Below are 21365 nucleotides of genomic sequence, written 5' to 3'. Positions count from 1 at the left end.
ATACGCGCGTCGGGAATAGAGCTTTCAGGACGCAGGATATAGACATTCTTAATGGTATTTTTTAAGACATCTAGGCTTAAATTTTGAGAAAGGCCATGATCCCCACTAAACTGGATACTGACATTTCCTTGGGTATCGGCTTTATCAATAATACCGACCTGTCCGTCATAAAATTCGACCATAACAGGTAGCCGCCACGGATTCAGCAGCTCTAAAGAAAACGGTACTTTACGTAAATTTAGTCCAACCTGACGTGTAATGAGCTGTAAAACATCATCAAGGTTTTGATTCTGGTTCCAGTCAAGTTGTAAACGGATTCTTTCTTCTGAAGGCTCAATTCGATAATGTTTAGCAATCGTTAAGACCGCCTGTAACCAGGGCTGGTAGTTTATTTTTGTCATCATGGTTGTACTTCGAACCCCTGAATTGAAATATTATTTAAATCATAAGCTTGGCGGGAACGTCCTGTTGCCGAGATGTATTGCACAATACTATTGTAGATGTCATAACGTGCAGTTTCGAGTTCTGAATTGGCACTATGAATGGCCTGTTCTGCATTTAATAAATCGACCAATGAACGTGTACCAAGTTTGTACTGCTCTTGATAAAGTTCACGTGTACGAACAGTCGTTGCCTGACGATTGGTCAGCACCTGCATTTGACGTTGTTTATTTTCAATTTGCTCACGGCTGGTTCTGATCTGGTCAAGAACATCCATATAAACTGAATTGACTTTTGACTTGGCAGCTTCTTCTGCATAACTGGCCATTTTGACCTGAGAAGAAACGGCCCCACCTTGATAAAACTGACTGCTAGCTTCAAGCATGACGGAGCTATATAAGCCGTCATCTTTATCATTGTTTGGATTTCTGCCGTTAATGGCCTGACTTAAGGAACCTTTGACGGACAAGGTTGGATAACGTGTTAAACGAGTCTGTTCTTTTTGTGCTTTAGCAACTTCAACACTCGCTTGCGCTGCAATCATTTTTGGAATGGTATTGAATTCAGGTTCGCCATATAAATCGGACACTTTCACCAGATCATCTGAAATAATCCAACCTGTTCGCGAGACATCTGCACCCAGTAATGTTCTTAAATGTTGTTGGTACTGGCGTAATAATGATTGCTGTGCAATCAAACCAGACTGAGCAGCTTGTAAATAAGACTGAGCTTGAATCGGGTCAGCTTGGCTACTAATACCGGCATTTGCACGTAAATTGGCAATTTCCTGAATACGCTGGATGCCTGCAATTTGCTGCTCGGCAATCTTATTTAATTGAAGGTAACGCTGAATATTGACAATCGACTGTGCAACATCAAGTGCTATATCATCAATGCTGACCAGCACATTGGCCTGCTCGACTTGTACTTTGGCCTGCTCAACATCTACACCTGATTTAACTTTACCAAAATCATAGAGCATTTGAGTCGCATTTAGGGACAATAACTGTCGACCACGCTCACCACTACTCAAATCGCCTGTGGTAATACCACCTGAAAGCTGGGGATAATAACCAGCCTTGGCATAATCAATACCCGCATTTTGGCCAGCTAAAGTGGAGATGGCTTGGGAAATATCTGGGTTCCGCTGGATCGCGACTTTCACCGCTTCCTGCAGAGTCATTTTCCTTGATGGCAAATTTGAATAAGATGAAGCTGCTCGATCATTGAGTTGAACAGTCGGAAACTCCTGAACTCTAGATTGATCTAACTTAAAATTACTCAGCTCTTGCATCTTGGCAACTTTAAATTCATCACTACTTTTAGGGGCAAAAAGTTGTGATAAGTTGTCTTTTAAGGTGTGATATTGCTCACTAGGTTTAGCAGCATATATCACTACAGGTACATGCAATGAAGTTAAAAGCATCAACCCTTTCAGGAAAGCCGGCTTTTTACATGTCCTTTCTACTTTTCTTTGGTTATATCCAATCATGCTTGTCTTGTTGATCTTGTTTGTTATCGTTTAAAAGCTTTTACATTCTACATAGTTTTTTGCATAAAGAAGCATAATTACTTGAATAATTTACACATTACTTTTTCATCAACTGATTATTTTAAATTATTGTTTTTAATAAACAAATACAAAAAAACTAAAAAGAGGCATTGACCTCTTTTTAGACAAATAGATTAACCATTTTATTTAAACTGTAAAATCGTCACCTAAGTAGACTTTACGGACTTGTTCGTTATCCAGAATTTCTTGTGGTGTACCTTCGGCAATGACAGCTCCTTCACTGACAATATATGCACGTTCACAAATTGCCAGAGTTTCACGTACGTTATGGTCAGTAATGAGTACCCCGATACCACGATCTTTCAAAGTCTGAATGATATCTTTAATATCTCCAACCGAGATTGGGTCAACGCCGGCAAATGGCTCATCAAGTAACATAAATTTAGGATCAGCAGCCAATGCACGTGCAATTTCAGCACGGCGGCGTTCACCACCAGACACACTCATTCCCAATGAATCTTTAATATGACTGATTTTAAAGTCATTTAATAATTCAGTAAGACGTTGCTGGCGCTGTTGCTTATTTAAGTCTTTGCGTGTTTCTAAAATGGACATAATATTTTCAGCAATGGTCAGCTTTCTAAAAATAGAAGCTTCTTGCGGAAGATATCCGATTCCTTTACGTGCCCGTTCATGCATTGCCAAATCGGACATATCAAGATCATCAAGGTGAATTTCACCTTTATCCATACGTACTAGCCCTACAACCATATAGAAGCTTGTTGTTTTTCCTGCACCGTTAGGGCCAAGCAAACCAACAATCTGTCCACTTTGCATACTAAAAGATACGTCTTTGACGACCCAACGCTTACTATAGTTTTTTCCTAAGTGCTTAATACACAAAGTTTGGGGTTGTTGAAGAGCTTGTTGCATTAGTCACGCGCTCCTGGAAAGCTTTTTGAACTTGATGGCGGAATAATAATTTGAACACGATTTGACGATGAGCCTTGAGCTTCAACATCACCTTTGTTCATACTATATTTCAATGAGTTACCACGAATACTAGAACCATCTTGATATAAATATGCACCACCATTCAATGTAATAATGCCCGTATCTGCATTATAAACAATGGTCTGTCCTTCACCACGTGCCACGCCCTTATCAGCACTTATTTGTTGCTGAAATTTAGACGGTCTACCCTTGGCAGTAATCGTTTGAATTTCACGTTTAGAGTTTAGCGTAGCAACAATTGAATCTGCTTGAAGCTTCATCGTGCCTTGCTCAATCACAACATTGCCAGTATAGGTCGTCAAACCAGTTTTTTCGTTATAAGTTGCGCGGTCTGCCACTAATGAAATTTGTTGATTACGGTCAGACGGCAATGCAAAAGTCGAAGCTGATGATAAAGCAACGAATGTAATGAGCGCAGCTTGTTTTAGGAAAGCTGAAGAACGTTTTAAATTAAGACTTTGGTGCATACTTTCCTCGAACATTAAAAAATTCGTACTGACCGTTATTTAAATTTGCTTTTAATCCTTTGCTAACAAAGTTGGCCTGTGGAGACTGAACAATCACTTGATGATCCGTTTCAATTTCTCTGGTCTTTGGATATCCAGTTAACTCATCGGTCTGGAATTCAATTTTCCCCTGTGGAGCAAGTTTAGTTGCGACCACATCACCTGATAATATAACTTTACTATTATCATCATAACCATTTGCCTGTTTCGCAAAGAATGTCGCATCAACTTTGCCATCTTTATACATAGATGCTTTGAGTTGATCCAACTTTGATGTTTTTTGTTGCATATCCTGTTCAAGCTGACGAACTTCAGCACGAATATACAAATTGCCTTGATCATCAGTTTGAGTCAAATGGACGCCCTGCGCCGAATATGTCATATTCTTCGCAGAACCAATGTCTAGTTTTTTTGCTTTGCCACTATAGTAGTAATAACCACCACTTATAGCAGCAATCACTACAGCAACAATAGATAAAACTCTGGTATCCATGAGCAGGAATAGCCTACCTTTTTAAGTAATCTTATTATTAATGCGGTACTGCAAGATATTTTTCAAGAAGTTCTTGGTAAATGCCTTTTGCGATCAGCAACATATCACAGACTTCTCGTACAGCACCACGTCCACCCATCGACTGTGTCACCAAATGAGCACGGCGACGCACTTCTTCATGCCCATTTGGCACAGTGACGCTCATTCCTGCTATTGCAAAAGCAGATAAATCAGGCCAGTCATCACCCATATACAAACAATCAGAAGGCAGAATATTAAACTGTGCACAAGCTTCGCGTAGCGCAGAACCTTTGTCTTCACGCCCTTGAAAAACCAGATCCACGCCTAAATCAGACATACGTTTTTCAACGATATTACTTTTTCGGCCTGTAATAATAATGATTTTCATGCCCGCTTGCTGCGCAAGTTTCATACCTAAACCATCACGAATATCGAATGATTTAATCTCATCGCCACTATTCGTTAAAGTTACAAAGCCATCACTCAAAATACCATCAACATCCAGAACCAATGCCTGTAAATGACGTGCTTGTTCTAACAATGCATAAGATGCCATTGATTAATTTACCCCTGCCTGAATAAGGTCATGCATACTAATTACACCAATCACTTTATTTTGGTCATCAACCACAACAAATTGACTAATTTTTTTCAGGTTAAGCTGTTGTAGAGCTTCTACCGCACGTGCTTCTTGAGAAATAGTTGACGGTTTTTTTGTCATTACTTCAGAAACAGGTAAATTCACATCGAAACCTTGCTGTTTATCAATTAAACGACGTAAGTCACCGTCGGTGAAAATACCAAGCAAATGTTCTTGTTCATCTACAATCGTGGTCAAGCCTAAACGCTTATTAGAAATTTCGTAAAGCACTTGATTCATTGGTGTATTTGGTGAGACTTTTGGCAATTCATCGCCAGTATGCATCAGATGCTTTACATGTAAAAGTAAGCGCTTACCCAAAGCTCCTGCAGGATGCGAGCGAGCAAAATCATCTGCGGTAAAACCACGCGCTTCAAGTAAAGCAACAGCCAGCGCATCACCCAATACTAAAGTTGCTGTGGTGCTCGATGTCGGAGCTAACCCTAATGGGCACGCTTCGTCAGACTCACCTAAAGTTAAAGCGATGTCAGCATTTTGAGGCATTGGCCCTTTATCAGTACGGCTAATAGTAATAAGAGGTACACCAAGATGTTTGATGAGTGGCATCAACATCATGATTTCATCACTTTTTCCAGAGTTGGAAATCGCAATTAAAACATCACCACGAACCAGCATACCCAAATCACCATGCCCAGCTTCGCCTGGATGCATAAAGAAAGATGGTGTACCGGTTGAAGCAAAAGTCGCAGCCATTTTACGACCAATATGCCCTGACTTCCCCATGCCAGTAATCACAACACGGCCTTTACACTGTAACAATATTTCACAAGCCTGACTAAAACTGTCATTAATTTGTGTTGCTAACACGTCTAAGGCTTGCTGTTCAATACGCAATGTTGCTAATGCGCTGCTTTGAAAATCTGTAGGATTGGGCATACGAGTTTGACTCAAAATAATTGATCTGATCTCTTATTTAAGATCGGTGATTTTAATCAAAAGATTTGGGGGGCATTCTAACATAACTCAATCATCTACACGTTTTTAAATGTATAGGATTTAATTAAACATGGAGAAAAAACTGGTTCTTATTTCAACTTATTTAAAGAACACTTACCAAAGAATCTTTTTTCCCCCATATTTATTACCAATCTATCTGAATATGCCGAATTTCTTTATCTGTATACGCAATAACATTTGCCTGACCCGATTTCCCTGACAAAGACATGCTCGAAACGTAATATTGAAAATTGGAACCAAGTTGTTGCCGAGCTAATTCTTTAGCCTTCTGTTCTGACTCTTTGCCTACAATAGTAAGCATTCCCAGCATAAATATCAAAAAAACAGAACCAAAGAAATAAGCTGAACTCTTTGTAGTTGCATACCCTGCTTCAGTAAATAATTTCAGCACTTCTGGAGTCGAAAGTTGACGATAGATCCATACAAGTAAAGAGAAAAATATCACTACAATAAAAAATGTAATTAGCGCAGATAATATATTGAGTTTAATTTGTATTTTTAATAAATCGAAAGGCATGATCAATATCATCCCAATAGCTCCTCCCACCAATATAATAGAGAAGAATAAACTGAACCATCTTGTTAATCGTGCAGTCTTTATACTACCTTTTAGAAGGAGAACTCCCACAATTACAGCAAATATATTAAATGATGATGAGTAACTAATCTTACTTATTATCGAGTAGATCATTAAAATAATATCTAGAACACCTATTGTAAGGAGCGCAATACCCGCTTTTTTAAAAGGGTTACTTGCATGATTCATATAAATTTTCTTATTCATTAAAAACTTTCAGCATCTTCACCTATAACGAATCATTTTTCAAATAACGATACTTATCTCAGCATCTTTTTTACTGATAACTTTATGAAATATGGTGTATACGTTATGATGGATAACGATTTTTTTAGAGTGTTTGAAAACCCTTATGCAACCGTTTGTTTTATATAACTCTGAGCAACGAAAAAAAGTTGAATTTGTACCTCGCAAAGAAGGTCACATCGATATGTACGTCTGCGGTATGACCGTTTACGATTACTGTCATATCGGGCATGCTCGAGTTATGGTTGCATTTGACTACATTATACGTTTCTTGCGTAGTCAAGGCTGGAATGTTCGCTATATTCGCAACATTACCGACATTGACGACAAAATTATTAAACGTGCGAATGAAAATGGTGAGACCATTCAGCAGCTCACCACTCGTTTCATTGATGCAATGAACGAAGATGCAGCAAATTTAGGCTGTGCTGCACCTGATGAAGCACCTAAAGCGACTGAATATATTGATCAGATGCAAAATATGATTGGCAATCTGGTCAATAAAGGCTCTGCTTACCCTGCTTCAAACGGCGATGTTTATTTTGAAGTCACTAAATTCGAGAAATATGGTCGCCTCTCTGGACGCAAGCTTGATGATATGCAAGCAGGCGCAAGTGAGCGTGTCGACGTAGAAGTTGAAAAGAAACATCCGTTTGACTTTGTACTTTGGAAACATGCCAAAGAAAATGAACCATCGTGGGCGTCACCTTGGGGCAATGGTCGTCCGGGCTGGCACATTGAATGTTCTGCAATGTCGACTTGCTGCCTAGGCAACCACTTTGATATTCATGGTGGTGGTTCAGATTTAATGTTCCCACATCATGAAAATGAAATTGCACAAAGTGAAGCATCAACTGGCGAACAATATGTAAATTACTGGATGCATGTTGGCTTCATTAACGTTGATGGTGAAAAAATGTCTAAGTCTTTAGGCAACTTCTTTACTATTCGTGATGTGATGGAGAAATTCCACCCTGAAGTGATTCGCTACTTTATTGTATCTTCACACTATCGCAGTCCAGTGAACTTCTCTGATGTGGCACTCAAAGAAGCAAAAACTTCTTTAACTCGCTTCTATCATTCATTTAAAGCCTATCAACAAGTGTATGGTCAAACGACAACTGAAGCGCTTGATCAAGGCTTTGTTGAACGTTTTAACAATGCAATGTGTGATGACTTCAATACTGCTGAAGCAATGGCTGTATTGTTTGAACTTAATAAAGAATTGAACCGTGCTGTAAAAGAAGAGCAAGCTGAACAAGCTACTATTCTTTATTCGACTTTACGTCACCTCACCAATATTTTAGGTTTGGTACAACACAACGTAGATGATTTCTTAAAGTCAGATATTGGACAAGAAGCTCTTACTTTGTCAGATGCTGAAATTGAAGATTTTATTCAACAACGTGTTGATGCGAAAAAAGCAAAAGATTTTGCGAAAGCAGACGGTATTCGTCAGTCTTTGCTCGACCAAGGTGTTGTATTAGAAGATACGCGCCAAGGTACAGTTTGGCGTCGTGCTGATTAAATGTTCAATTAAATCACAAGAGTGTTGACACTTTAGTGAAACACTCTATAATGTGCTCACATTGCGGGAATAGCTCAGTTGGTAGAGCATAACCTTGCCAAGGTTGGGGTCGCGAGTTCGAGTCTCGTTTCCCGCTCCAAAATTTGTTGTTAAAAATCAATAAGCTGAAAGGTTCTAGTAACCTTTTGGCTTGTTTTTTATTGTCGATAGGTCAGCTATGGATATTCAAAATATCCATATTTCACATTAAAAAACGCTTTATATTTCCGTGCCGCCGCCAGAAAAGTGGGTGTCATTTGTACATCTTCAATTTTTGTCGGCAGTGCGCCACCATGAAATTTGGAGTGTTAAAAATGCAGAAACCGACCCGTCGCGGCAACGCTTGGCGTATTGAAGTTCGTTTTAAAGGTAAACGTTACGCAGCTACTCGTGATACAGCGAGTGAGTGCGAACAGTGGGCCGCAACTAAACTATTAGAATTACAATCTGAACAACCCGTTTCAGAACCTGAAAAAATCCATATCTCTTTTCAAGCCCTTTTTGATATGTACTATCAGGATGAAGGCCGCAAAATGAAAAGTGCCCGCCTAATTGTTCAAATGCTTAAGTGCCTAAAGAAAAATTGGGGCCAACTAGCTGATGAGTCTATTCACGACCTAACCCCCGCTTTAGTCAAGCAATGGCGTGATAAACGCCTCAAGCAAGTTAAAGGTGCAACGGTCATCAGAGAAATGGCTATGTACAGTTCAGTTTTTGACTTTGCACGAAAAGAACTATTTTTAACTAAAGAAAATCCCTTCAAAGAAATTACTAAACCCTCAGCGCCACCGCCAAGGCATCAACGTGTTAATCAGGACCATATTGATACAGTAATAAAAGGTTTGGATTACGAATGGGGTAAAACACCGACACAGCCAAGACATCGAGTTGCATGGTCGTTTTTATTTGCCCTTGAAACTGCGATGCGCAAAGGTGAAATCCTTAGTGTACAAAAATCCTTAATTTTTTCGGATTTCATCCGGTTGTTAGATACCAAGAATGGTTCTTCTCGCGATGTGCCACTAACAGCCAAAGCAAAAGAAATGCTTTCTTGGTTACCAGAAGACCCAAACGATAATCGAATGGTTCCGCTTACATCGAATGCCTTTAGGCTAATTTGGCAGCGCAATTTACGCCGTGTTGGTTTAGATGGGGTTATTACCTTTCATGATTCAAGGCATGAAGCAATCACACGTTTTGTTCATGACTACCGTTTGCCTGTAGAAATTCTCGCAAAAATTACAGGGCACAAAACGATTAGTGTATTGGTGAACACTTATTACAACCCGACCGCATCTGAAATTGCCAAAATGCTAAATGCTGCGTAACAAAAAAGCCCCTTAATTGGGGCTTTATTTTTAGACATGTCGCTTCTTATCAAAATGCCACCATGTCTTTTTAAAATAAACTTCATCGCGCAGAAAGTTAACTTTTAATTCATTACCGTTGTAATCAAACATCTTTGTAACTTCACCGTTTTTGTCAAACTCTGCCAGTAAATCAACCATTTTAGAGTTTGCTAAGTCGTGAACCTTAATTAACTCTTGTTTCATCTTCTAAACTCATAGTGCTTTTACGCACAATGATACTTGAATGTTGTTATTAATTGAATGTGCTGTGCATCCTGAGAATAAGATGCATAGCACACTTAAAAGAAGAGCAAACTTGGTCCGCTTGCAGTGAAAAACTTTCATGTTAGAAACAACTTCTTTTCAGCTGCACGACGATTCACTAAACCTTTAATCACTTTGCCGTTGTCATAGACCCATTTATCAAATTGATTGGCCGCGCCCGCATAATCTTGTTCATTTAATTTTTTTAATAAGGTGCTTTTAGAAAACGCCGTTTCGCCAATGTTATAGACCAGAGAAGCTAAAGCATCGAATTGATTTTGTGTAGGTTGGAATTTCAAATAACGATCAAGACAAGCATCTACCCATCCACAATCATTTTTCAACCACTCTTCAGCTTCAGCCATCGTACACATATCCCCTTTCTTAACACGTGTACCATTTGGATATTTAATTGTTCCGTATCCGATCGTCCAAACGCCCCCTGTGTCTTGATAGGCATTAGGCATAAAGCCTTCAAAGGATTTGATGAGTTTGAATCCATTTTCAGAAATATCACGAAAGCCTGTAACAGACGTATCAAGTTTATAGCCAATGACTTGAGCAAACGTTTCAAGACCATTCATAGCAATGATGGAATCGCCTGCAGTGATTTGATCTTTCTTAAGCTTGCCGCCCGACATAGCGCGTAACCATGAATAAGCTTGTGCCACTTGCTCTTTATAATCTACTGACATGTGCAATCCCCTATTTGAATAAAGCTTTGAACGCTTCTTTTATCTCAAAGATTAGTTCACTCATGGTTTTACCTTTCCACAACCTAATCGCTTGGTACCAGATACCAATTAAGAGCATGCCGAACACAGCAAAAATCAGCATGATAAACCCATGGGTCATAGGATGAAGGTTGCCTAAATCTTGGTATTCAATAAAAGCAGAACCGCCGTATAAGCTGATTGTGATGCTGATTGATAATTTCAAAATGACACTAAGGTTGATTTTTATCTTGCCTTCAATGTCGATATCACCGCTTAACATGAGAGCAAAAATGCCGCCCATGACTGCCGCCCAGATTTTAATTACCCAAGGCAATGATTTAATAGTTAAAGGGTCGTTCATTTTTGCCACCAAGCTAATGTTTTCATTATTTTATTGATTGGTGTTGTTTTAGTATCGAAATCTGTTGACAGTAAAAAGCCCTCCAAAGAGGGCTTAATGTTACAATGCTCTTTCCCATAAATGCCTTATAGGAGTAGCCATCCTCTTTTGACCTTGAGCATTGGGGTGTACTCCATCAGGAGCAGGCTGACCGGGTGCCCAAAAATAAGTATTATTTACTGTTGAATTGTATACAGAAAAATTACTTTCACGATAAAGATCAATATATGGAAATCCAAAATGCTTAGCATAACGAATTATCAAATCACAAATTTGTGGCAATTTAACTCCGATATCGTTTGCAGGCGCATTTTCTCCATAGCTTGGATAATCGTTGCCACTCCCCCTTGGTAAAGGTGTAATAATTACTACTTTTACGAGAGGAAACTTATTAACTAATCCGCTTAATAAAGTATTAATACTGCCTGATAGCGTTGTTAAACTTGTATCTCCAAATTCTCCTAAAGGTTTCATCCGAGCTTTACTAGGACCTCCACCGCTGTAATTATTGGTGCCAAGAAATACCGAAATTAAATCGGGTGTTTGTGCTGTACCCTCTATGATATCGTCATATATGTCTGTAGCAACTCCTGCACGGTCATCCCAACCAGTTGAACTAATCCCGTAATTTTGAATAGTTAAATCGCCTACCTCTTCTTTAATCCAGTCATGGTAGTTCTTCTCTGCACGGAAATTATGTTCAGTAATACTATCCCCAATTACAAGAACATTTTTTCCATATAAAGGTGAGACAGGCAAGTTTGTAAGCAATCCTTCTACAACATCAATGCGCTTATGCGCTTCGGTGTCTTCAATAGGCGAATTGTTTACACCAGTAATAACAGAAGAAACGCCCTCATTTACTACAAGATTGCTACGAACATCATATGATTGACTAGGCAATAAAACTGTAAAAAAGGCAAAGTTGTATCCCGCACCTTCAGGAACTGTAAATTTTCGAACAGTAGAATCGCTAGTTGTAACAAGATCAACTTTAGATGTGTTTTTTAAAGGAGTGGCGGTGTCGCTACTACTTAAACCTACAAACGCAGAAGCTAAAAATTTATCAGATTTAATTGAATAGGTTTTTCCTTCTTTTATGGGTATGCATGTAATTGCTGTTCCATCCAAAGATGTCATTTGACCATTAGTCGAATACAGGTATAAATTGTTTGTATTTCTTGATGAACTATAAAGATTGATAACCTTTTCATTTAGGGAAGCTTTTGAGAGAAGTTCTTTGCTCTCAATTTCATCAAGTCGTGCGTGGGCATCTACGTCACGAGCTTTAACCCCATGAATGGTTTTTACAACATTTTCAATCGTAGTGCCTCTTTGGATAATTAAAGAAGCGCGAATATCAAAGCTAAAATTTGGCCATATAGTATTTATAAAAGCATACTTATCTAGACTATTTGCAGGCACTGTAAAGGTTTTAATGTTTGGGTCCGCGGTATCTACCATTACTGCAAGATTTTGCAGTTTGTTGTTTACCGTTGTATTCGTCTGACTAGTGCTTATGGCAAAATATGACATACGCCAATCAGAACATTTTACCGCGTATGTGTAACCCGCTTTGATAGGAAAAACGCTTAAAGCTACGCCAGTACCTACTAGCTGTCGTAATTGCCCACTTGCGGGATTGACATTAAAGTCATTTACATTGACCGCGGTATATAAATTATCCTTTAAAGAAATAGGGACTAGACCATCCGCATAATTTTTTGATTGTGTAAGGGGGTCAAAGATTGATTTTGTAAATGTTCCCCCACCATCGGTACTAAATTGCCAATCACCATTGTTTGAAGATGTGGCGTCATTTGTAACTGTGACTTTAGAGTTGTTAGGGATATTGGCCTTGTCAGCATCCATTAATGCATAAGTTTTATATGCTCTATTTCCAACACCATTTGCATTCTGTTGTGCTTGAATTGCTGCTTCAGCAGCCAATGCCCTAGCTGACTCGGACGAAATTTCAAATGATAAACTTTGATCTACTTCAGCAATTTGTGAATTTGCATGTTCGATAATTTGCTCTTCACGAATATACGTTTCTTGCTTAAACGCAGCGTAATCATTAGTCCAAAATGGCATAGATTCATTAAACTCTCTTTGAGTTTGTCCATCTTTAAGAATAACCATACGATCTGATATACCGTCAAAGATACCAGGGTTCGTTATTCCAATCATCGCGTTAATATAGCTAATTAATCGACTTTCTAAGTCTTCTTCTCTGCCTAGTGCGAGGGCATCATAGTAAATATCAGCAAGAATGCGTGCTTGTGTTTCCTGCGATATTTCTGTACTTCTCTCTTGTAGAATCGCTGTTAATTTATCTAGAGCTTTTTCTAAAGCATCAGGATAAAAATTATCATAATTAGTAATATCAAGAAGTTGGTCTAGAGGGGTCGCACCTGCAATATAAAAAAAGGTAGAAGTATTGGGAGGTGAGGTAAATAAGATATATCCACCCATACCATCTTCATTGATCGTGACTGTATACAGTGCAGGGTCTACTGTTTCAAAATCATTAATCCCTTTTTTGCGGACGGCAATACCTGTAGCATCTTCTTGGCTATATACTCGAAAGTTAAAATCAAATCGTACATTTAAACCATTCCCAACGTAAAGTTGGCTTAAACGGTCAGAAACTGGAACTGTCATAATCTGCCCACCAATAAAAAAGGCTGTAATCTCTACAGCCAATTTTAGGTAAGCTTACAAATAAATAGTTGATTGCTAATCTTGTACTGTCAACAGGTACTTAAAAGGCCAAATCTACGGCTTCTTCTTCAGTATCCGCAAAACCTACGACAACTTGCCCTAAATTTTCGATACCTTCCCAAAGAAGTGTATTGCTCGCTTCGTCATAGGTGTATGATTCAGCCCCAATTAGAATTTCCTTTTCACTTTTGAAAACTAGAAATTCTTTACCCGCCTGTCTCGGCCCTCTTTTACCCAAATAAAAGTTATGGCCCAAATCTTTAATGACTAAATAACTCATGTAAAAAAAACTCCGTAATTTGATTAGATATTGAACTTTTCAAATTACAGAGTAAATTTAAATAATAAATCAAGCAATTGTTTTATAATGGAAAATGATATTTGACTTTCTTCTACTCTTCAGGTGCATGTTTCCCCGTAATAGTTCCACGGGTGGCATCGTAAATGCTTTCTGGTGCTTCTTTCTTGCCTTGTGCAATTGCAAGCCAATAACCAAAAGGTTTACCTAAAACAGCAAATGGAATGCCTGTTGCAAGCGTAGCTGTGTTCAGCATGTCCTTAGCCGCCTTGCCTTGGTTTACTTCCTTGTCTTCACTCAATGCACGTTTTGCATGCTGAATTAATGAAAGTCCGCTTTCACCCATGCTGAACACTGGTGAAGCTGTATATCGGTCATTAATAACATTATCGTCAGTATTACTAATTGCAGCGTTCAATACGTTACCCGCATACGGTACAAAAGCTGCAAGCATCTTAATCTGTGAAAGCGCAAGTTTTGCAGATAAGTCATCCCATTTATTATCGTCTTTATCGTCATCTTGTAGACCGCCTGCAAAAATAACGCTTAGCAATTCAGATAAAATTGACGGAATAGAAATCATCATTAGGGCCACATAAGCCAAACGTGGCGAAGCTTGAACCCATGAACCATTGCTTGCTTCAAGCGCTAACTTAGCTTCAGAGCTTGTCGTATTCCAAATCATATTGAACCAGTTGTAAAACATTAAAAACATTCGTTTTGCAGGCGTACCGCGTTCTAAATTAGATATGCCTTCTGGTGACATATCAGTCATGTATTGACGAATTACCGCATCGGCTGCGTGTACAGCATCATATTGCCCCATGCCCTGCTCTGTGTAATGGTTAAAGGCTGCTTGCCAAGAAATCATTTCCATTGGGCGTTGAATCGTTGTTTGTAAAACATAGGCATGTTTCATAGTGAAATCTTTCACTGTTTGGATTGTGCCTTTTTGAAAAACAATTTCGTCTACGGCATATCGGTATTCATCGGCTGCACGGTCAAAACGGGTTTTCATGAAGTCTGACATTTCCATGATGTTATTTGCCATGTCTTCACGCGTTGCCACAGAAGTAAAGTAATGCGCCTGCGCTTTTAGTAACTGCTTAGGCGGTACCGCAACAGCAACTTGCGTAAAGCCTGTGAACTGTTCAATAGCGTTTTTCAAGTTACCCGCCATAATTGCAATCCCTGTATTTCGACGCAACACACGGAAAATATTATCTAGTAAACTAACGCCTGAGCTTTCATCTACACGCTGACTTGCAATAGCTTTAAGCCAAGGGTTAAAAATTTGCTTCACACCGAACGGCAATACACGCTCAATTTCATTTCTGAAATCCTTATTCAGCATTAAACGCCCAATTTGGCGAATCTGTAATTCAAGATGAATGTAACGCAGCTCTTTATCTAAATGGCTAGGCAAGCGCGACATGTCCAATTCAAGCTGATCGTGGTATCGATCTGCACGTGACTTTGTGAAGTTCGCGCCAGTCGTTGCAATATCTAATGCCTGCAAATTGTTTTCAGCTAAGTTTTTATCTTGAATACGGTCTTGTTCATTTGAGCGAATACGATCATAAGCAGCAGGAACATAGCCGCCTTCATATTCTCCGAATGGTGTGCTCACTGGTGTACGTGGCAATTCGTCAAAATAACGACCGTTAATTTTCTTATGTGTGATTTGCGCTTGCTCTTTGTAGCGGTCAAATAGATTCCATAACTTCTGTACAGTATCCATATCTTTTTTGGTAATCACGCCTTCGGTAATCATCCGATTAAAGAATTTATCCCACGCGCTGAAATCAACAGAGCCGTCTTCTAAACGTTCGCCCCATCCATAGCCTAAAACTAAGCGCTCTTTGTTGCTCATATTGCCCGTATGCAAAATCGCATGTAGCAACGATTGTTTACCAACAAAGGTAAAGTTATTCAATTCAGGCGCAGCGATTTTTGAATTATCGAGTTTGCCAAATCCTTCAAACGTTTTTACAACGTCTTCAAGCATCTTGGCCTTTTCAATACGATACTTAGCCAAAGCATCTTGCATAGGATTAATTAAATAATCACGAAATTTACCCGTTGGCCCGCCGTCTAACCACGTTACCACCTGGTCAACACGTTTTGCAGATGCGCCCAATTCCATGAATTTAGCTTTGAGTTCAGCAGTTTTATCTTTGCCCAATAAATTTTGCTGAATCTTCTCAATGCTTTTTTTACCACCCGATTGCTGTATGAGTTCTTCACGGACCTGTTCACGTTCAAAGGCTTCATTGGTTGTATGCCAAATTTTGTTTTCCTTAGATCGATGCCACAGAGTTTCGACCGCAGCCATGACCGCATTGAATTGTTCAAGCGTTAATTCACGGTAGCTTTGATTTTCAGGCAATGCGCCAATGTTTTGGATTTCAGCATACGTGGTCGGGTCATACTTACGAATCAATTCTAATTGATGCTCGTAGTTTGTAGATTCACGGCCAAGGTCGTATTTACCTAATATGCCGCGGGCAGCAGTCACAAAATCAAAATCACGGTTTTTAGATAATTTCTCGTTATTGCCAAAAATCTTTTTCACTAAGTCTAAGTGTTTTTGAATCTGGTCTTTAGCGTCATAGCTATATTTGGTCGCGTAGAACTGTACCAATTGATTACGCTTGTGGCGAGCCGCTTCGACTGTCTCACCCCTACGGAAAGCATCATTAGCCATACGCCCTAAACGAGCATCATCTTGTGCACGTACATGTGGTCGAATGTCTTTAATTTTTTGGCGTTGCACAATGTCTTGCGCAACCGTTTTTGCTGCTTCATTCAAAGCAGACTTACGGCCAAGTAAGCCGTTTAATGCTGCCATTTCAGCAGATAGCATACGAGCGCGAACATCATTGTGTAATGCTGCTTCTACTGCTTCAACAATGCTTTGCTGATCGAAGAATTCAGAATATTGCACAGCCATGCGTGCATCGGTAAGCTCATCAATTTTTTGCTTAGGACTCGGTGAATTGAGTAAGTCACGAATTAAAGCGTCACCGCTCTCATAACCGAACATCTCAGCAACGACATCGGGATTCTCACCACCGCGCTGTGCAAAGCCATAAGCACCTTTAGAAATGCTTTGGTAAATATCGCTGTCTCGACCATACTTGGCTTCAATCCAATCAAGAGACAACTTACCTTTAGTCGTGCGCCCTTCTGCATAACGTTGCAGTAAATCCATGTCTTGCGAATAATCTAAAAGCTCAGGATCAACTTGATTTGAGTATTGATTAATGCCGCGCAACTGGTCTGCAAATTTATCTTCAAGTTCGCGTGTATCAAATTTGCCGTGTTCATCTAAAGTTAAATACCCTTCTTCGCTAAGCTTCTCAGCCATCGATTCAATTGACAGGCCTTTTACTTTTGACTTTGAAGAACGAACAACAGGTTTATTGCCCACACCTGATTTTGTTTTGGCTGCTTCGTCAATACCCCAAGTGCTTTCTACTTCATTGGCATCAAGCCCGCCGAACTTGGCAATGGCTTCAAAAAGATTATCTTGACTTGGCTCAACCTTGGTTGAATCACGTTTAGCAACTGGGTCAAGCGGTTGACGTAAAAAGGCCATAGCTTGATAAACAGGTTGTTGCGCAATTTCCTTTGCCATGTCTTCACGAACAGCGGCCCGTTTTCTATCAGCTTCTTTTTGTAATGTTTTCATATACTTAGATTTCTGCTTTTGGTACCAAACCATATTGCGCAGAGACTTTTGCTCTAAAGTATTTATAGATAATTCTGTAGCAATTTCATGATCTTGGCGCATTTCGTCATAATCTTTTGGCGAAATACCAAGACGCATTGCGTCATCTTGATGGATGAGCATTTCGAGATTTGAAGCGGCTTGAGCTTCAGCAATGGCGCTTGATGATGCAAGCATACGGTCCATTACGCCTGTGATATCCGCATTCAATTCTGCACGGTCATTGATACCAATGAACTTTTCTACGTTCCGGTACACGGCAATCATAAATTGTCTGAAACGGTTGAAAACTTGTTTTAATGCCGCGCTTGGTGCTTTACCTGTAAAAACATACTGTTCAAACGTTTCTGCAAATTTTTCATGAACTTCGGTTTTTTCTGCATCAGTGAAAAAATCCCATTCACCAAGGTCTGTTGTGTCTGGTGATGCCCATTTCATCACTGTTTCCATATCAGCACGGACTTGCGCAGGCGCATCAGGGCTAAGAGCAATTTGCATATTCATTTCTAAAAAATGATGCCCAAGCTCATGCACAAATGTAGAAAAGTCAGCATTCTTGCTTAGAACGATTGTTGAACCATCTTGACCAATGCTGAACGTAATTGAACCGCGTGTACCGCCGTTTGCTTGATTATATTTACGACCGTTTGGTGAACGATACATACTTTCAGAAATTTCAAAGTCTTTATTACGGCCCTTGTTTTCCACAAAACCGAGTTTTTTATAAAAGCTCGTAAGTCTATTTTTATTACCCCCAAAGTCAGAACTTGGAGTAAGTGCAATTGTCTTATTTTGGGAGTCAGCATAATTAAGAATATCTTGCATTGCTTTAGTACCAGTGCCTTGATTGCGCACAGATTCAGGTACAACGATTTTATGCAATGAAAGAACGTTGCTCGATGGACTGCCTTTTAGACCTAATTCAATTCCATATTGTTTTTTAATGCCCTTAGCAAAGTCATCTATTGAGATAGTTTGTTCAGGCTGAGCAACTTGATTAAATGACGTGCCTTTATCTGTAGTCGGCTCATCCGCAATACGGATTGGGTAACGGTCAAAAGCATCTTTTGCACTGATGCCGAGCTTATCGCCCAAGGTAGAGTAAAACGCAGAAGTTAATTCACCCGCAGCACGATTATATTTTGCGGTAAACGTACCAATGCTAGCCAACTGCTTTTGCACTTCTGTAGCTACTAATTCTTTAGCATCTTCGGAATTTTCAAAGCGCGCTTGCTCAGACATAAATGCATCGGCTTCTTGCTGCATTTGTTCTGTCGTTTTTGCAAGGTTCTCTTGGGCTTCGCGGTATGTTGGCATGTTCGGATCAGAACGTACGTTTTCAACGAAATCTGAAGGACGCTCAACAACAGACATTGCAGATACAAACTCATTCACTGGTATTTGCACAGTGCCGTTAAAAGTTTCGGCTGTGCCCAATTGGTCCTGTAAACTTGGTGCACGTTCAAATAAATCTGTTGGCTCAATATTACGGTCGCGTAATAACTGGTTGAAAGTCTGACCGTCTATATAGACCTCATCAACTGCCCCGTGCTCCTCAACCGCCTGCTTAATAAACGCTTGGCTTGCAGAATCATCACGCTGTGCTGTTTTACTTTCCTTGTTACGATCAATCAGATTATTTAATACTGATGCAAAGGTACTTGAACGCACTGCATCCTCTTGCTGATCTTGGCGCAACTGGTCTAATGCAAATTGTGCTGTACGTTGGTTTTTAACTTTGGCCGCAGATGTAATTGCAACCTCAGGCGCAGCGGTTGCAACCTCTAACAAACCTTCTAATGCCATTTCAACGGGGTCTGCTTTTTCACCAACTGCATCGGCTGCACCTTGCACAGAATACATGCCCGCAGCGGATTGAATGACAGCTTGACCGCCAACGGTACGCAAAGGACCGCCAAAAGTTACGGGCATTAATGCCCCGCCTAAGGCTGAATATTTTGCAGAACCCCAAGTTTTTGCAGATGCATAATCAATCTGCTCTTCTCGTGTTAAAAACTTTTCGCGGGCTTCAGCCATGTTTTGACCATAGGACACAAGAGCATCGGCAGTGCCGGCACCTAATGCGCCTTGTGCAGCATTTCCCGCGGCTGTAACACCGCGAACTAATCTTGCGGTCTTTTCTAAGTTCATGACCAGAGGTGCATATCGAGCAGTATTGCGGACAAGTGAATTGGTTAAAACACCCCCTACCCCTGAACCCGCTATATACCCGGCTAAAGCAGGTGGCGCTTGTTCAATTAAAAATTCACCTACCAAGCCTGCATCAGCATTACTTATCAATTCTTGGGCCGCACCCAATACGCCCGCATCATTTGTTTGTGCTGCAAGTTGCGCTTGATAAAGTGCTTGTGACATTTCTTGTGATGGCGCAGCTCTATTTTTTACGCGAGTTGCTAAATTAAGTAGGCTATCGTTTCCAGTGGTTGCATTAATTACTGCGCCCTCGGTCTGACCGATAGCAGCGACCGCACGGAATGCAGCATTAACATAGCGATTGCCTTGCTCTTGAGGGCTTACAGGCTCAGCACTTGCCGTATGCTCCATCCAATAAACTTGATTCTCATAATATTTCTTGAATCGTTCAGCACTCATTACACCCGCAGATTTTTTAATGCGGTCATAATGTTCTTTGAAAACTTGGTCCGATGTTTGGGGGACTAAGGTTGAACTGAACGAATCAATTAAATTGGTATTAACATTCGGCTTGATTTGCTTTTGTGGGTCTTCATACAAACCCATTTCTTTTAGTTTTTGTTTTTGCTGTGGCGATGTGCCTTTGGTCAAAACGTTTTGAATGTCTTGATATGAAACACTTTGATATGGCTTTGTGAGACTCGAGCCAAGCAAAGAGACGTTGTCACTAATACCCTTTAAATTTTCAAAGTCATCTAAAGAAACCGCCGCTTGATTTGGATTAAGTGCATATTTACCAAGTACAGGATCGCTTGCGACAACGTCATTCACACGTTTCTGAGTGTTGATCTCGTCCGCAACAGAAACAACTTGCTCAGGTGTTTCTGTCATCTTGTCATAATCTAAACCAAGTGACTTAGCAGCTTTACGAGCATGGGCTTCTGTCTCTGCAATTTGCGTTGGGTTCTTGCCTTGGTTTAATTCGAATAATTGACCAATTGTCAGATTTGTATTTTGATCAGACATAATAAAAGCACTTAAGACTACGGTTATTTGTAATCTTAAATGCTGTTATTGATTAGACTGCCGTTTGCTGTTGACAGCTTGGCTTTATATCATTTTAGTGAAAATAGACGCTAATACTCTTGCCTGTGTATGCCGCGCACTTTCTTTATATCTTTTCACTCGTTCTTCATGTTGTTGCTGCAAATCATTAGCCTGTTCGCGCATCTGTTCCATACGCAAGAATGCATAATCACGGGTATTTAAATACTCGCCTTCAACAGATTCAACTTGTGATTCTACAAGTTCGTTTTTTAAATTTGTCATAGGTATTTAAAATACAAATCTTGAACATTTAGTTCACATTGGTATTGATAATAAAAACCGCTGTTAGGATTTGATACCTTTAAAAGTTTCTTACAATCATCCTTTAATAAATTAAAGGTTCGTTGATCATTAAAAATATTTAATAATTGCTCGGTATCCCCTTTGGCACGTGTAGCTCGAATATCAGTTAGCGCATCAAGTAGAACTTGTTTACGCTTAATAGCATCTACAAGGCAATCGGAAGATTCACCACTGAATTTTGCGGACTTAAAACATGCATTCTTTTCGGCTTCAATTTTCTTCAAACCAATTGCAGTTGATGCTTTAACATCGTCATTAACAGCAGCATTTGCAGAAAATCCAATAATCAAAAAAGAAAATATAATTATATTTTTCAACATT

Annotated in this window: 17 protein-coding genes, 1 tRNA gene and 1 pseudogene; 3 read left to right on the top strand and 16 right to left on the bottom strand. The window is 39.7% G+C overall.

What is annotated here, in order from left to right; all coding sequences use genetic code 11:
* The 8 genes and pseudogenes from BMW38_RS11625 to BMW38_RS11590 form a co-directional block, all read right to left on the bottom strand.
* Window positions 1–404, bottom strand: a pseudogene (locus tag BMW38_RS11625) (type I secretion system permease/ATPase); the annotation flags it as partial.
* Complete coding sequence (locus tag BMW38_RS11620) at window positions 401–1933, bottom strand: TolC family outer membrane protein (protein WP_348271189.1); 1533 nt, start codon at window positions 1931–1933, stop codon at window positions 401–403. The gene BMW38_RS11620 and the pseudogene BMW38_RS11625, both read right to left, overlap by 4 nt.
* 207 nt (window positions 1934–2140) lie before the next feature.
* The gene (lptB, locus tag BMW38_RS11615) at window positions 2141–2887 is read right to left on the bottom strand and encodes an LPS export ABC transporter ATP-binding protein (RefSeq protein WP_003650837.1); all 747 of its coding nucleotides are present in this window, start codon (window positions 2885–2887) and stop codon (window positions 2141–2143) included.
* Entirely contained in the window at window positions 2887–3435 is a 549-nt protein-coding gene (gene lptA, locus BMW38_RS11610; RefSeq protein ID WP_092708152.1) for a lipopolysaccharide transport periplasmic protein LptA, read from the bottom strand. The genes lptB and lptA overlap by 1 nt, the downstream gene beginning before the upstream one ends.
* The gene (lptC, locus tag BMW38_RS11605; protein ID WP_092708149.1) at window positions 3419–3967 is read right to left on the bottom strand and encodes an LPS export ABC transporter periplasmic protein LptC; all 549 of its coding nucleotides are present in this window, start codon (window positions 3965–3967) and stop codon (window positions 3419–3421) included. The genes lptA and lptC overlap by 17 nt, the downstream gene beginning before the upstream one ends.
* 37 nt (window positions 3968–4004) lie before the next feature.
* The gene (locus tag BMW38_RS11600; protein WP_003650830.1) at window positions 4005–4544 is read right to left on the bottom strand and encodes a KdsC family phosphatase; all 540 of its coding nucleotides are present in this window, start codon (window positions 4542–4544) and stop codon (window positions 4005–4007) included.
* Between the two features lie 3 nt (window positions 4545–4547).
* Window positions 4548–5525 (bottom strand): KpsF/GutQ family sugar-phosphate isomerase, encoded by a 978-nt coding sequence (locus BMW38_RS11595; RefSeq protein ID WP_092708146.1) that lies wholly within the window; start codon window positions 5523–5525, stop codon window positions 4548–4550.
* A gap of 205 nt (window positions 5526–5730) precedes the next feature.
* Window positions 5731–6372: a hypothetical protein gene (locus tag BMW38_RS11590; RefSeq protein WP_244524347.1), complete on the bottom strand. Its 642-nt coding sequence runs from the start codon at window positions 6370–6372 to the stop codon at window positions 5731–5733.
* Between the two features lie 163 nt (window positions 6373–6535).
* Between BMW38_RS11590 and cysS the strand changes: the two genes are divergently transcribed.
* The 3 genes from cysS to BMW38_RS11575 all read left to right on the top strand — a co-directional run bounded on the left by cysS (window position 6536) and on the right by BMW38_RS11575 (window position 9324).
* Window positions 6536–7957 carry a cysteine--tRNA ligase gene (cysS, locus tag BMW38_RS11585; protein ID WP_092708140.1) on the top strand — a complete coding sequence of 474 codons (1422 nt, stop codon included), beginning with the start codon at window positions 6536–6538 and terminating at the stop codon, window positions 7955–7957.
* Between the two features lie 63 nt (window positions 7958–8020).
* Window positions 8021–8096 (top strand) — tRNA-Gly (locus BMW38_RS11580).
* Window positions 8097–8310: 214 nt separating this feature from the next.
* On the top strand, window positions 8311–9324 hold the full coding sequence (locus BMW38_RS11575; RefSeq protein WP_092708137.1) for a tyrosine-type recombinase/integrase: 1014 nt from the start codon (window positions 8311–8313) through the stop codon (window positions 9322–9324).
* Window positions 9325–9354: 30 nt separating this feature from the next.
* Here the strand turns inward: BMW38_RS11575 and BMW38_RS11570 are convergent, their stop codons facing one another.
* The 8 genes from BMW38_RS11570 to BMW38_RS11535 all read right to left on the bottom strand — a co-directional run bounded on the left by BMW38_RS11570 (window position 9355) and on the right by BMW38_RS11535 (window position 21364).
* The gene (locus tag BMW38_RS11570; protein ID WP_057090795.1) at window positions 9355–9549 is read right to left on the bottom strand and encodes a hypothetical protein; all 195 of its coding nucleotides are present in this window, start codon (window positions 9547–9549) and stop codon (window positions 9355–9357) included.
* Between the two features lie 137 nt (window positions 9550–9686).
* The gene (locus BMW38_RS11565; RefSeq protein ID WP_092708134.1) at window positions 9687–10304 is read right to left on the bottom strand and encodes a lysozyme; all 618 of its coding nucleotides are present in this window, start codon (window positions 10302–10304) and stop codon (window positions 9687–9689) included.
* 10 nt (window positions 10305–10314) lie between these two features.
* Complete coding sequence (locus BMW38_RS11560) at window positions 10315–10686, bottom strand: hypothetical protein (RefSeq protein WP_092708131.1); 372 nt, start codon at window positions 10684–10686, stop codon at window positions 10315–10317.
* A gap of 99 nt (window positions 10687–10785) precedes the next feature.
* Window positions 10786–13389, bottom strand: a complete 2604-nt coding sequence (locus BMW38_RS11555; protein WP_092708128.1) for a GDSL-type esterase/lipase family protein — start codon at window positions 13387–13389, stop codon at window positions 10786–10788.
* 100 nt (window positions 13390–13489) lie between these two features.
* Window positions 13490–13729, bottom strand: coding sequence for a hypothetical protein (locus BMW38_RS11550; RefSeq protein WP_092708125.1), 240 nt, complete (start codon window positions 13727–13729; stop codon window positions 13490–13492).
* Between the two features lie 112 nt (window positions 13730–13841).
* The gene (locus BMW38_RS11545) at window positions 13842–20660 is read right to left on the bottom strand and encodes a GNAT family N-acetyltransferase (protein WP_092708122.1); all 6819 of its coding nucleotides are present in this window, start codon (window positions 20658–20660) and stop codon (window positions 13842–13844) included.
* Between the two features lie 84 nt (window positions 20661–20744).
* Window positions 20745–20963, bottom strand: a complete 219-nt coding sequence (locus BMW38_RS11540) for a hypothetical protein (RefSeq protein WP_092708118.1) — start codon at window positions 20961–20963, stop codon at window positions 20745–20747.
* Window positions 20960–21364, bottom strand: a complete 405-nt coding sequence (locus BMW38_RS11535) for a hypothetical protein (protein ID WP_092708115.1) — start codon at window positions 21362–21364, stop codon at window positions 20960–20962. The genes BMW38_RS11540 and BMW38_RS11535 overlap by 4 nt, the downstream gene beginning before the upstream one ends.
* Window position 21365: the final 1 nt, after the last annotated feature.

Source organism: Acinetobacter sp. yr461, from assembly GCF_900110445.1.
In the GTDB taxonomy this organism is placed as follows: domain Bacteria; phylum Pseudomonadota; class Gammaproteobacteria; order Pseudomonadales; family Moraxellaceae; genus Acinetobacter; species Acinetobacter calcoaceticus.
The sequence above is the reverse complement of the archived record's forward strand: the minus strand, read 5'-3'. Positions and strand labels throughout refer to the sequence as shown.